This is a genomic window from Pelagibius sp. CAU 1746 (assembly GCF_039839785.1).
Taxonomy (GTDB): Bacteria; Pseudomonadota; Alphaproteobacteria; order Kiloniellales; family Kiloniellaceae; genus Pelagibius.
The window spans coordinates 3,295,988-3,309,841 of the sequence record NZ_JBDOQT010000001.1; the positions used below are offsets into that span (position 1 = coordinate 3,295,988).

Consider the following 13,854-nt stretch of genomic DNA (forward strand, 5'->3'; position numbering starts at 1 on the left):
CGCAGCGACCTCGCCATCTTCCGCGCCCTCGGTGTCCGCCTCGACGGCCGGGGTCTCCGGCGTTTCCGGCCCGGAATCCTCCGTCTCGGTCGCCTCAGGCGTTTCGATTTCTGGGGTTTCGGAGTTCATGCTTGCTCCTGTTGCTCCTCGGCGGCGCTGCGCAGATAGATGGGCCCGAAGCTACCATCCTGCCGAATGCGCAGCTTGCCTGCCTTGCACATCTCAAGGGTCGCGGCGAAGGTCGACGCCAGGGCGGATCGCCGCAGCAGCGGGTCGCCATGTATCTGCAGTTCGGGCGGCAGAAAGGTCGACAGCGTACGCCAGCCCGGCATAGCGCCGAGCATGGATGACAGTCGGGTCACCGCCTGATCGACGGAAAAAAGCTCGGTCGCGCGGATCTGCAGGTTCTTCGGGCCGGCCTTGGCACGCTGGCGGCCATAGGCCTTCAGCAGGTCGAACAGCGTCGCATCGTAGGTGGTCGTGGTGCGGGTCTTCACGCGCTCCGGCGTCCCCCGGCAGAAACTGTCGTTGCCGAGTTGCGGCAGCGCCATCAGCTTTTCGCCGACGTCGCGCATGGCCTGCAGGCGCTGCATCTGGAACTTCAGGGCGGCGGCCATCTCGGCGCCGCTCGGCTCCTCCTCGGTGCCGGTTTCCGGCAGCAGCAGGCGCGACTTCAGGTAGGCCAGCCAGGCCGCCATGACCAGATAGTCGGCCGCCAGTTCAAGGCGGATCGCCCGCGCCTCCTTCACGAATTCCAGGTACTGCTCGGCCAGGTCCAGGATGCGGATATGCTTCAGGTCGACCTTCTGGTCGCGCGCCAGTTCCAGCAGCACGTCGATCGGACCGGCATAGCCGTCCAGTTCCAGCAGCAGCCGGTCGCGGGTCGCGCTGCGCGCGCCCTCGATCCCCTCCTCGAAGGGAACCACCTCACTCACGGCTGGAACTCCTCATTCGGACCCTCAAAAATTGCAGTTCTCCTAGGACAGACCCGCCAGCCAAGTGAAAAACGGCATCAGCCACATCACCGGCGTGCGAATCACCGTGTCGAAGAACGACAGGTTAGCACCAAAGGCCCGCCCTGCGTAGGGCAGCAGGAAGAAGGCCGCCACCAGCAGAATCAGGCCGTAGCGCTCCATTTTCGCCAGCGGCACGGCCAGGCTGAGGGGGAGAATCCCCACGGCGATGCGCCCACCGTCCAGCGGCGGCAGCGGCAGCAGATTGAGGACCGCCAGCACCAGGTTCAGGAAGATCGAATTCAGCAGCGTCTGGCGCAGCCAATCGGCCGCCGGGTCGGGGAACAAGCCGGCCGGGTGGAACAGCAGCGCCGAGATGACCGCCAGCAGTAGGTTCGACAGCGGCCCGGCGGCGGCCACGTAGACCATGTCGCGGCGCGGCTTGCGCAGGCGGTGGAAAGCGACCGGCACCGGCTTGGCGTAGCCGAAGACGAAGGGCAGCGGCGAAACGTAGAGCAGGATTGGCAGCGCGATGGTGCCGAAGGGATCGATGTGCTTCAGCGGGTTGAGGGTCACCCGCCCCAGCTTGTAGGCCGTATCGTCGCCATAGGACCAGGCGATGATCCCGTGCGCCGCCTCGTGCAGGGTAATCGCCAGCAGGATCGGCAGGATCCAGGTGGAAATGGTGTAGGCCTGCGCCGAGAAGTCGATATCGAGAAGGGGCATCAGGCGATATTCATGATCGCTTCCAGGCGCCGCAGCAAGGCCGCGGCATCGACCGCCTCGGGGGAGCCGAGGCGCGCCCGGCCGGCGGCGATACGGCGCTGGGCCTCTGCCGTCAGCGGGCCGACGGCGGCGGCCACCTGCTCCATCTCGTCCGGCTTGCCGTTGCAGTGCAGTGCGACGTCGCAGCCGGCCCCCAGCGAGGCCTCGGCGCGCTCGCCGAGACTGCCCTTCAGGGCCTCCATCGAGAGATCGTCGGACAGCAGCAGGCCGTCGAAACCGATCTCGCCGCGGATCACCTGCGAGACGACGCCGGGTGATGTCGTCGCCGGGCGCTCGGCGTCCAGCGCGCTGTAGACCACGTGGGCGGTCATCGCCCAGGGGGCGTCGGCCAGAGCCTTGAACGGCTTGAAGTCGGTGGCTTCCAGTTCGGCCTTGGCGGTGCCGACCACCGGCAGACCCTTGTGGCTGTCGACACGAGCGCGGCCGTGGCCGGGAATGTGCTTCACGATGGGCATGACCCCGGCGGCCAGCATGGTCTCGCAGACCACACGGCCCAGATCGGCCACCAGTTCCGGATCGCCGCCGAAGGAGCGGTCGCCGATGACGTCGTGGGCACCCGGGAACTGCAGGTCGAGCAGCGGGACACAGTCGACATCGATGCCCAGGTCGGTCAGCTCGGCGGCCAGCAGTTGGGTGTTCAGCTTCAAGGCCTCCTGAGCCCGCTCCCGGTCGTGGCTGGCCAGCCGCCCGAAGAAGCTGGCCGGCGGCGCGGCACGCCAGTGCGGCGGCTTCAGCCGGGCGACACGCCCGCCCTCCTGATCGATCAGCACCGGAGCGTCGTCGCGCCCGACGCTGGCGCGCAAGGCAGCCACCAGGTCGCGCACCTGATCCGGCGACTCGCAATTGCGCTGGAAGAGAATGAAGCCGAAAGGATTGGCGGCGCGGAAGAAGCTTTCTTCAGCGGCGCTGAGACTAAGCCCCGCGCATCCGTAAATGGCCGCGGTCGGCGTCGGCAGGTCGGCGGTGTTGGGCATCAGCGTTGTGTGACGAGGCAGTCCTGGTTGCGGGCTTTCAATTGAGCGCAGACCTTGGCCGCCGCGTCTCGGCTGGCGAAAGGCCCGGTCTGGACACGGTAATAGGTCACTCCCTTCACCTTCGCTGCTTCCAGCGCCAGCCTGAGACCGCCCAATTGCTCGGGGTGAGCTTTTTGGAGGCGCCCCCACTCCTGGGTCGCCGCCGCCTCGGATTTCACCGAGGAAAGCTGCAGCACCACCTCGCCCGCTGTCAGGGCCGCCGTCTGATCCGGGGCCGCCTGCGTCGCCACCGGACCTGCCGCCTTCTCGGGCGCCGCCGCTCCATTCGCCGTCTCGAGCGGCGCCTGCTCCAGCAGCGCGGCGATCTGGTCGCCGTCGTCCGGGGTCGCCGTCTCCGGCTTCGGGATCGGCTTGAGGACACCGGCGTCGGCCATCTCCACGGGCGCTTCCGCTGCCGCCGGATCCTCGCCGGCGGCTTCGGGGGCCTCGGCCATCAGGGGGGCTTCGGCGGCTTCGGCCGGCGCCGAGTCCTCGCCGCCCGCCCGGGCCATCTCGGAAGGTGCCGCCTCGGCGGAGTTCTCCAGGGGTTCAGGCTGCAGGGGCTGGGGGGGCTGCGGCGTCTCGGGGGCCGGCAGCAGGCGCTCCACCTGGCGTCCCTCCCCCTCCGCCGAGCCGTCATTCAGCACCAGCTTATCCTGATAGGGCACCTCCATGCCGCCGGGCTGCTCCGGCTTCACCTTCTCAGGCATGGGCTCGGCGCGTACCACGGGCAGCTCCTCGCTGGCCATCTTGCCGGTCCCCCAGGTGTAGGCGTACCAGACAATCGCGCCGAAACAGGCCACCGCCGCCAGGGCGGTGACGATCGGCACCAGGCTGCGGCGCCCGCGCAGGCCGGCCTCCAGCTCGGCAGTGTCCTCGTCGAAGGCGGTACTGCGGCTGTCGGCCCCGCGGTCCCGGCCGTAGATGATGCGGCGCATGCCCTCATCGCTGAAGGGGGGCGAGCCCGCCGTCAGTTCGTCGTCGTCGCCGTTCCGGCCGCGTCCCGGCTCGTTCGCCATTCAGCGCATCTCCTCAACCGGCGTAACACCGAAGATCTCCAGACCCGAAGCGATCACGAAAGCAGTCGCCTGCACCAGAGCCAGGCGCGCCGCCGTCATCGCCGGATCGTCCGGCAGCAGAAAGCGCAATTCCGCATTGTCCTTGCCCTTGGTCCAGAGGCCGTGGAAGGCGCCCGCCAGATCGTAGAGATAAAAGGCCACCCGATGTGGTTCGTGAGCATCCGCCGCGCTTTCAAGCAGACGGGGCCATTCCGCCAAGAGCTTAATCAGATCAAGCTCCCCCGAGTCGGTCAAGCGATTGAGGTCCGCGCCCGCCAAAGACACAGGATCTAGGGAAACTCCCGGCATTTCCGCCGCTGCGTGGCGCAGCACCGAACAGCAGCGGGCATGGCAGTACTGGACATAGAAAACCGGGTTGTCGCGGGACTGCTCCATGACCTCGACCAGGTCGAAATCCAGGGTCGCGTCGTTCTTTCGGGTCAGCATGATGAAGCGGACCACGTCCTTGCCCACTTCCTCGATGACCTCGCGCAGGGTGACGAAGGTGCCGGACCGCTTGGACATCTTCACCAGCTCGCCGCCGCGCTTCAGGTTGACCAGCTGGCAGAGTTTCACGTCCAGCTCGCCCTGGCCCTCGGTCAGGGCCTTCACGCCGGAGGTCATGCGCTTCACGTAGCCGCCGTGGTCGGCGCCCCAGACATCGATCATGGTCGCGAAGCCGCGGCGGAACTTGTCCAGGTGATAGGCCATGTCGCCGGCGAAGTAGGTCCAGGACCCGTCGGACTTCTTCAGCGCCCGGTCGACGTCGTCGCCGAACTCCGTCGCCTTGAAGAGAAGCTGCGGGCGCGGCTCCCAGTCCTCCGGCGTCTTGCCCTTGGGCGGCTCCAGCACGCCGGTGTAGGTGAGACTGCGGGCCTCGAGGAATTTCAGCACCTCCTCCACGCCGCCGGCCTCGACCAGCTTGCGCTCGGAGGAAAACACGTCCTGGTGGACGCCCAGGAAATCCAGGTCGGCGCGCACCAGGTCCATCATGGAATCGATGGCGAACTGGCGCACCACGGGCAGCCATTCGCCCTCGTCCTTGCCGAGCCACTTGTCGCCGTCGCGTGCGGCCAGGGCCTTGCCGGTGTCCTTCAGATAATCGCCGGGATAGAGGCCTTCGGGGATCTCGCCGATATCCTCGCCCAGGGCCTCGCGGTAGCGCAGATAGGCCGAGCGCGCCAGGGTGTCGACCTGCCCGCCGGCGTCGTTGATGTAATACTCCTTGGTCACCTTGTAGCCGACCTTGGCCAGCAGCCCGGCCAGGGCGTCGCCGACCACGGCGCCACGGGCGTGGCCGACCGTGAGCGGCCCGGTCGGGTTGGCGGAAACATACTCGACGTTCACCGCCTCGCCGGCGCCCATGTCGCTGGCGCCGTAGGCGGTGCCTTCCTTCAGGATCTCCGCCAGGCGCGCGTACCACACCGCAGGGTCGAGGCGCAGATTGATGAAGCCGGGCCCGGCCACCTCCACTTCCGTGACATCGGCCACCTCGGCAAGGCGCGCCGCCAGGGCCTCGGCCAGGTCGCGCGGCTTCCTGCCCGCCGCCTTGGCCAGCACCATGGCCGCGTTCGTCGAGAGATCGCCGTGGCCGCGCTCGCGCGGCGGTTCCACCGCCACCCGGGCGGTGTCGAGCCCGGAGGGCAGCTCGCCGGCCCCGGCCATCTGCTCAAGCTCACAAACAACAATGTCCTTGAAGTATCTGAAAACGTTCATGCGTTCTTGACTCGAAGATCGAAATTCTTGACGTGCTCGTCCAGCGCGTAGCGGTCGGTCATGCCGGCGATGTAGTCGGCCACCAGCCGCGCCCGCTCGGGTTCCGCCAGGTCCCGCGCCGCGGCCTGCCACTCGTCGGGCAGGCAGTCGGGCCGGGCCAGGTAGTGCTCGAACAGCTCGCGCACCACCCGCTTGGCCTTGGTGGTCATGCGGTTGACCTTGTAGTGGCGGTACATGCGGGCGAAGAGGAAGGATCGCAGCGCGCGGTCGTTCTGGCGCATCTCGTCGGAAAAGGCAACCAGCGGCGCCGCCAGGGCGCGCACCGCCGCGGCCGATGCCGGCCGGGTCTCGGCGATGCGCCGGCGCGTCTCGGCCAGCAGGTCGGAGACCATGTGATCGATGACCCGCCGGATGGTCTCGTGGATCAGCCGCCCTTCCTCCAGCTTCGGGTAGCGCGCCTCGACCTCGGCCAGCACCGGGCCGACCAGCGGCAGGTCGCGCAGGTCGTCCAGCGAGAACAGACCGGCGCGCAAGCCGTCATCGATGTCGTGGTTGTTGTAAGCGACGTCGTCGGAAAGAGCGGCCACCTGGGCCTCGGCGGAAGCGAAGGTCGCCACCTCCAGGTCGCGCTTGTCGCGGCAGTAGGCGGCCACCGTGGCCGGCACCGTCTCGCCCTCCCCCTCCTTGACCCGCGCCGCGGGGCCGGTCAGCGGGCCGTTGTGCTTGACGATGCCCTCCAGGGTCTCCCAGGTCAGGTTCAGGCCGTCGAACTCCGCATAGCGCTGCTCCAGCAACGTCAGGATGCGGAAGGTCTGCTCGTTGTGATCGAAGCCGCCGTAAGGTGCCATGGCCTGGTTCAGCGCGTCCTCCCCGGCATGGCCGAAGCAGGTGTGCCCCAGGTCGTGGGCCAGCGCCACGGCCTCGGCCAGATCCTCATTGAGGCCCAGGGCGCGGCTGATGGAGCGGGCGATCTGCGCCACCTCGATGGAGTGGGTCAGGCGCGTACGGTAGTAATCGCCCTCGTGATAGACGAAGACTTGGGTCTTGTACTTCAGGCGGCGAAAGGCGCCGGCATGGACGATGCGGTCGCGGTCGCGCTGGAAGCAGGTCCGGGTCGGGCTTTCGGGCTCCGCGATATCGCGCCCGCGGCTGTCCTCCGGCCGGCAGGCGAAGGCGGCGGGCAGACTCGGCAGGGGCATATCCGGGCGCGACATGGGCGCGAACCTACGGCTTCAGGATGTGTTACGCAATGGCGGTTTTCTGCGCCTTTTGAGGGGCTTCCCTGGGGCCGCCACGCGGTGATTTGACAAGCCAGGGGAAGTCCCTACATCTTGATGGTCAACCACAGGCGATCCGGGGCCGGAAAAGCCGGCCAAGGATCGAGGGAATGTTATGACCACAGCGGCAGACAGCCTGGAATTCTCGCTTACCGAGCGTGCGGCCAAGCGCGTGGCCCACCTGATCGAGCAGGAAGGTCAGGCGAGCCTGATGCTGCGCGTCGCCGTCTCCGGCGGCGGCTGCTCGGGCTTCCAGTACGGCTTCTCCTTCGACGACACGGTCAACCCCGACGACCGCACCTTCGAGCGCGACGGCGTCGTGACGGTGGTCGATGAGACCTCCCTGGAGCTGCTGAACGGCGCCCAGGTCGACTTCGTCGAGGATCTCGGCGGCGCGTCTTTTCAGATCAAGAACCCCAACGCCACGTCTTCCTGCGGCTGCGGCTCCTCCTTTGCCATTTGACCTCCTTCGCAGCCGGTCGCGATTCGACGCTTTGACCGGCACCGCCACATCGCCTAAAGAATTTCGGTCATGACAAGCATCGCCACCTGGAACGTCAATTCCATCAAGGCGCGCCTGCCCAACGTGCTGGACTGGCTGAAATCGGCCAAGCCGGACGTGGTGCTGCTGCAGGAATTGAAGTGCATCGACGACAACTTCCCGCGCCTGGAAATCGAGGAGTTGGGCTACAACGTCGCCACCCATGGCCAGAAGACCTACAACGGCGTCGCCATCCTCTCGAAGACGCCGATCGAGGACGTTATGGCCGGCCTGCCCGGCGACAAGCAGGACGAGCAGGCGCGCTACCTGGAAGCGACGATCAACGGCCTGCGCGTCGCCTCGATCTACCTGCCGAACGGCAACCCCATCAAGACCGAGAAATTCACCTACAAGCTGGCCTGGATGGAGCGGCTCGTCAGGCACGCCGAGAGCCTGCTGGCCAGCGAGCAGCCGGTGGTGCTGGGCGGCGACTACAACGTGATCCCCCAGGACGAGGACGTCTACAGCCCCACGGCTTTCGCGAGCGACGCCCTGACCCAGCCGGAGAGCCGCAGCCGGTTCCGCACCCTCCTGAATCTGGGCTTCACCGACGCCCTGCGCGCGCTGCACCGCGAGCCGCACCTCTATACCTTCTGGGACTACCAGGGCGGCGGCTGGCAGAACGACCACGGCCTGAGGATCGACCACTTCCTGCTGTCGCCCCAGGCCGCCGACCGGCTGGAGGCTTGCGACATCGACCGCGAGCCACGCGGCAAAGCCAAAGCCTCCGATCACACTCCGGTGGTCTGCCGCCTGCGCGATCCGGCGTAAGGGCCGATGCCCTTCATTCCGCTGCACGACACCACGCCGCGCTATCTGATCGCGCGGCCCTGGACGACCTGGGCGCTGATCGCCGTCACCGCGCTGATCTATTTCTTCCAGGTCTCGGGCCCGCCCGACTCGAACCTGCAACTCGTCTACGGCCTGGGGGTGATCCCCGCGACCCTGGTGGGCAGCGCCGAACTGGCCCCCGGCCTCAAGCTGGTCGATCCGCTGCTGACACTGATCAGCTATCAGTTCCTGCACGGCGGTCTCGCGCACCTGGGCGGCAACCTGCTCTATCTCTGGGTCTTCGGCGACAACGTCGAGGACGCCATGGGGCACGGCCGCTTCCTGGCCTTCTACCTGGCCTGCGGCGTGGCCGCCGCCCTGGCGCAGGTCGCCGTCGAGCCCACTGCGGCCGCACCGCTGATCGGCGCCAGCGGCGCCATCTCCGGCGTGCTGGGCGCCTACCTGATCCTGCATCCCAGATCGCGGGTGCTGGTGCCCATCGGCTTCATCCCGCTCTACCTGCCGGCTTGGCTGCTGCTGATCTTCTGGTTCGGATTTCAGTTCTTCGCAGCCTTCGCCGGCCCTTCGGCGCAGAACGTCGGCTGGTGGGCGCACATCGGCGGCTTCGTCGCCGGGCTGCTGCTGATCTTCGTCTTCCGCTACAGAGCCGTGCCGCTGTTCGGCCTGGGCGATCCGCCGGAGGGTGTGACGCTCAGGCGCGGCGCCGCCTGGCAGCGCCGCGGCGGACCCGATTCACCGCGCAAGAAGCACGGCTTCCGAAAGTAGTGTGGTTCAGGCCGAGGCCTTGATGGCCGGCAACAGGTCCCCAAGGATGCGGGCGACCTTCGCCGGCTCTACCTTGAACTGCAGGCCGACCACCCGGCCGCGCCGCCATACCACCGTGGCGTCCAGGCCATCGAAGCGGTCGCCGAACAGAGTGACACTGCCGCTGCAATCGCGCTCCTGACCCAGCGCCACCTTGGCGCCGCCCAGGGACATGTTGAGAATGGTGCAGTCGAGCTGTTCGGATCCGGACTTCAAAGTTCCCGGCCACAGCACCGAGCGGCGCAGATAGCGGCGGCGGCCTTCCTCGTCGCCCATCTGCGCCAGGAGTTCCTGAAAGACCGCGTCCTGGGTCTCGGGATCGCCTTCGAAACGCAGATCCGCATAGCCGTCGTCGCTATCGACAAGAGAGCAGGAGAGCTGGCCGAAACCTTCGATGGACAGGAAAACTTCGCCGGCGTCCGGCAGCGGCCCCTCAAAACGGACCTGGGCGCCCTTGCGCGACAATCGGACCACCACGCAGTCCAAGCTCCGGTCGCCGCTTTGCAGCCTGCCCGGCTGGTTCAACGCAACCTGTTGTTCCACTAAGGTCAGTTCCACCATCGCAGCCACCTGCCCCGGCCCCGCCTTGTCTGCTCCGGGGACCGGCCTCTCTGAATCACCGGCACCCGTCCCAAAGGGACAAGGTCCCGGTCTCCTCCGCTCGGCCAAGTATCACGCCGGTCTGTTAACAAGTGGCGAAGAGCACAAATCGTTGAAAATGCCGGGAAAACGGGGGCCAAAACCGCTGGGAATCCAGGCATTTTTACCCGGAGGAACCGCCGGTTCAGGCCCCTGGCCGGGCGCTCAGTCCGCCGCCACCGGACCGGCGGGCGTGAAGACCGGGCCGCAGGGCATGATCCTGAGACCGGGACGCAGACGCCGGAAAGCCAGTTCGCGGTTATCGAGAACAACCGGTCCAGGCGAGACCACCACCAGCACCGCCTCGGAGAGCGGCTGGAAATCGGCACGGAAATGCACGGAGGACTTGAGCGCCAGAATCCGCTGGGCCGAGGGCTCGATGCCCAAGTGACGCAGCATGGCCTGGTCGGCGAGCTGCACCTTGGCCGAGGCCACGGCCACCTTCACGCCGTCCTTCTCCAACAGCGCCGTGGGGCCCAGCTTCATGTGGGCGCCCTTGTAGAACGGGCCGGTGCCCGTGCATTGACCATCGCCGAGGCGCAAGACCTTGAAGATACCTTCATAGGGCGCATCGCCCGGCACCCCGGAGCGGCCGCCGAGGGCCAGCGCGACCTCCGCTCCCTCGCCCGCCGCGTGGGCGGCTTCCGCCGCCGCCGGGTCGTAAAGGTTGGCCAGCACCGCACCCTCGGCCCGCTCTTCGATCAGTGCGCGCAGCAGCCCCGTGGTATCGGAGTTGGCGCCGCCGCCGGCATTGTCCTGGGCATCGGCCAGCACCACGGGTTTGTCCGTATGGCGGGCAATGCGCATGGCCTCGCGCACCGCCTCGGCCGGCTTCAGCGCCTCCAGAGCGAAGGCGGACTCGCGCTCGATGGCCGCCTCGTAGAGGTTCGCCGCCGCTTCGTCGGCGGCTTCCTGAGAGGTGCCGTAGGCGACAAGCGAGGCGCCGGCGCCGGGGAAGTCCGCCGGGCAGAAGCCGCAGGCGAAGGAGACGGCGGTGACGCCCGGTTCCTGGGCCAGCAGCTTCACCTCACGGTAGACCTCCTTGGCCGGCCCCTCGTAGGTGCAGCCGCTGGTCAAGGGGATCATGAAGGGCATCTGCCGGAAAGCCTTGAAACGCCCGCCCTCGCCCTTCAGCAGGGCGTCGAGGTGCTGGGCGCAGCGCCGCCCCGTGGCCGCCATGTCGACGTGCGGATAGGTGCGGTAGATGTCCAGGCAGTCGGAGAACTCGACCATCTCCCGCGTCACGTTGGCGTGCAGGTCCAGGCTGACCACGAGCGGCAGGTCGGGGCCGACCAGATCGCGCACCCGGCGCAGCAGCTCGCCCTCGCCGTCGTCGACATGCTCGGCCACCATGGCGCCGTGCAGATCGAGGTAGAGCGCGTCGATATCTTTCAGCGCCGCCAGGTCTTCCAGCAGCATGGCGGCGATGCGCTCGTAGGCGTCCTCGGTGACATGGGCCGAGGGCGTGGCGTTGGTCCAGGTGAGCGGCAGCAGTTCGTGGCCCTGGGCCTTGGCCGCCTCGACGTAACCCGCCACCGGGATGTTGATCCCGGCGATGGCGTCGAACAGGGCCGCGCCGCGCGTCAGTCCGGGCCAGGCGCCGGGCTTGAGGAAGTCGTCATAGGTCGCCTTCGACGGCGCGAAGGTGTTGGTCTCGTGCTGGAAACCGCCGAAGGCGATGCGGGCCATGGTCCCTGACTCTTCCCTGTCCTCAGATGTCCGCGTAGCAGTGGGTCTCGGCCGCGCCGCCGGGATGGGTGACGGCGCCCTTGTAGGCCGGGCCCACGGTCGCCGCGTAGCGCCAGATGGCCCCGGACTGGTAGTCGTGCTGACGCGGCTGCCACTTCTCGCGGCGCTTGGCCAATTCCTCGTCGGAGAGCTCGACATCGATGGTGCCGGCCTCGGCGTCGATGACGATGATGTCGCCATTCTCCAGCAGCCCGATGGGCCCGCCGACCGCCGCTTCCGGGCCGACGTGCCCGATGCAGAAGCCGCGCGTGGCGCCGGAAAAACGGCCGTCGGTGATCAAGGCCACCTTGTCGCCCATGCCCTGACCGTAGATCGCCGAGGTGGTGGAGAGCATCTCGCGCATGCCGGGGCCGCCCTTGGGGCCCTCGTAGCGGATGACGATCACCTCGCCCTCCTTGTAGTCGCGGTTCTCGACCGCCTTGAAGGCATCCTCTTCGCAGTCGAAGACACGGGCCGCGCCGCGGAACTTCTGGTTCTTCATGCCGGCCACCTTCACGATGGCCCCCTCCGGCGCCAGGTTGCCGCGCAGGCCGACCACGCCGCCGGTCGGGGTGATGGGGTCGGAGCAGGGCCGCACGATGTCCTGGTCCGCCGGCAGGACGACGCCTTCGAGCTGCTGCTCGATGGTCTTGCCGGTGACCGTGATGCAGTCGCCGTGCAGGTAGCCGCCGTCCAGCAGCGCGCGCATGATGACCTGCACGCCGCCCACCTCGAAGAGGTCCTTGGCGACATAGCGGCCGCCGGGCTTGAGGTCCGCGATGTAGGGGGTGGAGCGGAAGATCTCCGCCACCTCCTGCAGATCGAAGTCGATGCCGCACTCGTGTGCGATGGCCGGCAGGTGCAGGCCGGCGTTGGTCGAGCCGCCGGAGCAGGCGACCACGCGGGCGGCGTTTTCCAGCGCCTTGCGCGTGACGATATCGCGCGGGCGGATGCCCTGGGCCAGCGCGTGCATCACCGCATGGCCCGAAGCCTCCGCGTAGGCGTCGCGGGACTCATATGGCGCCGGAGCGCCGGCGGAACCGGGCAGCGCCAGGCCGATGGCCTCCGAAACGCAGGCCATGGTGTTGGCGGTGAACTGGCCGCCGCAGGAGCCCGCGGAGGGACAGGCCGCGCATTCGACGGCGTGGAGTTCCTCGTCGGACATCTTTCCCGCCGAATGGGCGCCCACGGCCTCGAAGACGTCCTGGACGGTGATGTCCTTGCCCTTGTAGCGGCCCGGCAGGATGGAGCCGCCGTACATGAAGACCGAAGGCACGTTGAGGCGCACCATGGCCATCATCATGCCGGGCAGCGACTTGTCGCAGCCGGCGAGACCCACCAGGGCGTCGTAGCAGTGGCCGCGCATGGTCAGTTCGACGGAATCGGCGATGAGATCGCGGCTGACCAGGGAGGACTTCATGCCCTGGTGACCCATCGCGATGCCGTCGGTCACGGTGATGGTGCAGAACTCGCGCGGAGTGCCGGCGGCGGCCTTGACGCCGCGCTTGACCGACTGGGCCTGGCGCGACAGAGCGATGTTACAGGGCGCCGCCTCGTTCCAGCAGGTCGCCACACCGATGAAGGGCTGGGCGATCTCCTCCTCGGTCATGCCCATCGCGTAGTAGTAGGAGCGATGCGGCGCGCTCTCGGGTCCGACCGAGACGTAGCGGCTCGGCAGTTTGGATTTGTCGAAGGTCGACTTGGAATCGAGTGGCATGGTGGAACGCTCCCTCTCTTGATCCCTTAGGGATTTTCATGATTTGGCGCGGAGCATAGCGGGCGCGCAGGGGCGCCACCACCGCGAAATGCGAATGCCGCCATGCGTTCAGGTGGAAACGGAAATGTGCCGGAAACGCGAAGGGGCCGGCGCGGCCGGCCCCTCCTCAGGCAATCTGCAGCCCGGAAAGCGTCAGCCGCGCTTGGCGAGCAGCTTCCAGACCAGCGGCAGGCTGGCGGACACCAGGGCCAGCTTCAGCACGTCGCCGGGGATGAAGGGGATGAGGCCCCATTCCAGGATCGGCTTGTCCCAGCCGAACAGCACGCCGAGCCACAACACGCCCGGCAGGTAAAGGACCACGTTGCCCACCAGCATGGCCAGAGCCGCAGTGACCACGCTGCGGTCCCAGCCGCGCTCGGCCAGCCAGCCGCAGGCCGCCGCCGCCATCACGTAGCCCAAGAGGTAGCCGCCGGTCGGGCCGGCCATGTAGGCCAGGCCGATCCCCTTTTCCGGGGTGCCGGCGAAGACCGGCAGGCCCATGGCGCCCTCGGCCAGGTAGAGGATCACGGTGGCCGCGCCCAGGCGCCAGCCGAAAGCCATGCCGATGGCCAGCACGCCGAAGGTGCCCATGGTCAGCGGCACCGGATAGAAGGGCACCTGGATCTTGGCGCAGGCCCAGAGGAACAGAGAGCCGACAACCGCCAGCAAGGAAGCCCGCAGCACGCCGTTCATCTCCGCCAGTCTGCCCTGGCTGGGCCACAGTGCCGCCGCCAAGGTGTCGTGGCGCTCCTGCAGGTCAATCATGGTCATCGTATGCCGTCCCCTTGCTG

The 13,854-nt window shown here is 67.8% G+C and carries 13 protein-coding genes; 3 read left to right on the forward strand and 10 right to left on the reverse strand.

Features of this window, described 5'->3' with window-relative positions; translation table 11 throughout:
• Nucleotides 1-125: 125 nt before the first annotated feature.
• The 6 genes from AAFN88_RS15700 to AAFN88_RS15725 are packed head-to-tail and all read right to left on the reverse strand — an operon-like array spanning nt 126 to nt 6,740.
• Nucleotides 126-935, reverse strand: coding sequence for a ScpA family protein (locus AAFN88_RS15700; protein WP_347521331.1), 810 nt, complete (start codon nt 933-935; stop codon nt 126-128).
• A gap of 42 nt (nt 936-977) precedes the next feature.
• Entirely contained in the window at nt 978-1,679 is a 702-nt protein-coding gene (locus tag AAFN88_RS15705; protein ID WP_347521332.1) for a site-2 protease family protein, read from the reverse strand.
• Entirely contained in the window at nt 1,679-2,713 is a 1,035-nt protein-coding gene (nagZ, locus tag AAFN88_RS15710; protein ID WP_347521333.1) for a beta-N-acetylhexosaminidase, read from the reverse strand. The genes AAFN88_RS15705 and nagZ overlap by 1 nt, the downstream gene beginning before the upstream one ends.
• Entirely contained in the window at nt 2,713-3,771 is a 1,059-nt protein-coding gene (locus AAFN88_RS15715; protein WP_347521334.1) for an SPOR domain-containing protein, read from the reverse strand. Before AAFN88_RS15715 ends, nagZ begins: the two co-directional genes overlap by 1 nt.
• Nucleotides 3,772-5,526: an arginine--tRNA ligase gene (argS, locus tag AAFN88_RS15720; protein ID WP_347521335.1), complete on the reverse strand. Its 1,755-nt coding sequence runs from the start codon at nt 5,524-5,526 to the stop codon at nt 3,772-3,774. It abuts the gene before it with no gap.
• On the reverse strand, nt 5,523-6,740 hold the full coding sequence (locus AAFN88_RS15725) for a deoxyguanosinetriphosphate triphosphohydrolase (RefSeq protein ID WP_347521336.1): 1,218 nt from the start codon (nt 6,738-6,740) through the stop codon (nt 5,523-5,525). The genes argS and AAFN88_RS15725 overlap by 4 nt, the downstream gene beginning before the upstream one ends.
• Nucleotides 6,741-6,918: 178 nt before the next feature.
• On the opposite strand from AAFN88_RS15725, the gene erpA reads away from it, so the two are divergent.
• The 3 genes from erpA (at nt 6,919) to AAFN88_RS15740 (ending at nt 8,901) form a co-directional block, all read left to right on the forward strand.
• On the forward strand, nt 6,919-7,266 hold the full coding sequence (erpA, locus tag AAFN88_RS15730) for an iron-sulfur cluster insertion protein ErpA (protein WP_347521337.1): 348 nt from the start codon (nt 6,919-6,921) through the stop codon (nt 7,264-7,266).
• Between the two features lie 69 nt (nt 7,267-7,335).
• Nucleotides 7,336-8,115, forward strand: coding sequence for an exodeoxyribonuclease III (xth, locus tag AAFN88_RS15735; RefSeq protein ID WP_347521338.1), 780 nt, complete (start codon nt 7,336-7,338; stop codon nt 8,113-8,115).
• Nucleotides 8,116-8,121: 6 nt separating this feature from the next.
• The gene (locus tag AAFN88_RS15740) at nt 8,122-8,901 is read left to right on the forward strand and encodes a rhomboid family intramembrane serine protease (RefSeq protein WP_347521340.1); all 780 of its coding nucleotides are present in this window, start codon (nt 8,122-8,124) and stop codon (nt 8,899-8,901) included.
• 6 nt (nt 8,902-8,907) lie between these two features.
• On the opposite strand, the gene AAFN88_RS15745 is transcribed toward AAFN88_RS15740, so the two are convergent.
• The 4 genes from AAFN88_RS15745 to AAFN88_RS15760 form a co-directional block, all read right to left on the reverse strand.
• Nucleotides 8,908-9,483, reverse strand: a complete 576-nt coding sequence (locus tag AAFN88_RS15745; protein ID WP_347521342.1) for a PilZ domain-containing protein — start codon at nt 9,481-9,483, stop codon at nt 8,908-8,910.
• Nucleotides 9,484-9,744: 261 nt separating this feature from the next.
• On the reverse strand, nt 9,745-11,268 hold the full coding sequence (locus AAFN88_RS15750) for a M81 family metallopeptidase (protein WP_347521343.1): 1,524 nt from the start codon (nt 11,266-11,268) through the stop codon (nt 9,745-9,747).
• Between the two features lie 22 nt (nt 11,269-11,290).
• Nucleotides 11,291-13,024, reverse strand: a complete 1,734-nt coding sequence (gene ilvD, locus AAFN88_RS15755; protein ID WP_347521344.1) for a dihydroxy-acid dehydratase — start codon at nt 13,022-13,024, stop codon at nt 11,291-11,293.
• A gap of 192 nt (nt 13,025-13,216) precedes the next feature.
• The gene (locus tag AAFN88_RS15760; RefSeq protein WP_347521345.1) at nt 13,217-13,834 is read right to left on the reverse strand and encodes a biotin transporter BioY; all 618 of its coding nucleotides are present in this window, start codon (nt 13,832-13,834) and stop codon (nt 13,217-13,219) included.
• Nucleotides 13,835-13,854: the final 20 nt, after the last annotated feature.

What these genes read in the sequence shown, in the direction of transcription:
- nagZ (WP_347521333.1), bottom strand. Translation starts at nt 2,713, where the DNA reads ATGCCCAACACCGCCGACCTGCCGACGCCGACCGCGGCCATTTACGGA.
- AAFN88_RS15715 (WP_347521334.1), bottom strand. Translation starts at nt 3,771, where the DNA reads ATGGCGAACGAGCCGGGACGCGGCCGGAACGGCGACGACGACGAACTG.
- AAFN88_RS15740 (WP_347521340.1), top strand. Translation starts at nt 8,122, where the DNA reads ATGCCCTTCATTCCGCTGCACGACACCACGCCGCGCTATCTGATCGCG.
- erpA (WP_347521337.1), top strand. Translation starts at nt 6,919, where the DNA reads ATGACCACAGCGGCAGACAGCCTGGAATTCTCGCTTACCGAGCGTGCG.
- argS (WP_347521335.1), bottom strand. Translation starts at nt 5,526, where the DNA reads ATGAACGTTTTCAGATACTTCAAGGACATTGTTGTTTGTGAGCTTGAG.
- xth (WP_347521338.1), top strand. Translation starts at nt 7,336, where the DNA reads ATGACAAGCATCGCCACCTGGAACGTCAATTCCATCAAGGCGCGCCTG.
- AAFN88_RS15760 (WP_347521345.1), bottom strand. Translation starts at nt 13,834, where the DNA reads ATGACCATGATTGACCTGCAGGAGCGCCACGACACCTTGGCGGCGGCA.
- AAFN88_RS15725 (WP_347521336.1), bottom strand. Translation starts at nt 6,740, where the DNA reads ATGTCGCGCCCGGATATGCCCCTGCCGAGTCTGCCCGCCGCCTTCGCC.
- ilvD (WP_347521344.1), bottom strand. Translation starts at nt 13,024, where the DNA reads ATGCCACTCGATTCCAAGTCGACCTTCGACAAATCCAAACTGCCGAGC.
- AAFN88_RS15750 (WP_347521343.1), bottom strand. Translation starts at nt 11,268, where the DNA reads ATGGCCCGCATCGCCTTCGGCGGTTTCCAGCACGAGACCAACACCTTC.
- AAFN88_RS15705 (WP_347521332.1), bottom strand. Translation starts at nt 1,679, where the DNA reads ATGCCCCTTCTCGATATCGACTTCTCGGCGCAGGCCTACACCATTTCC.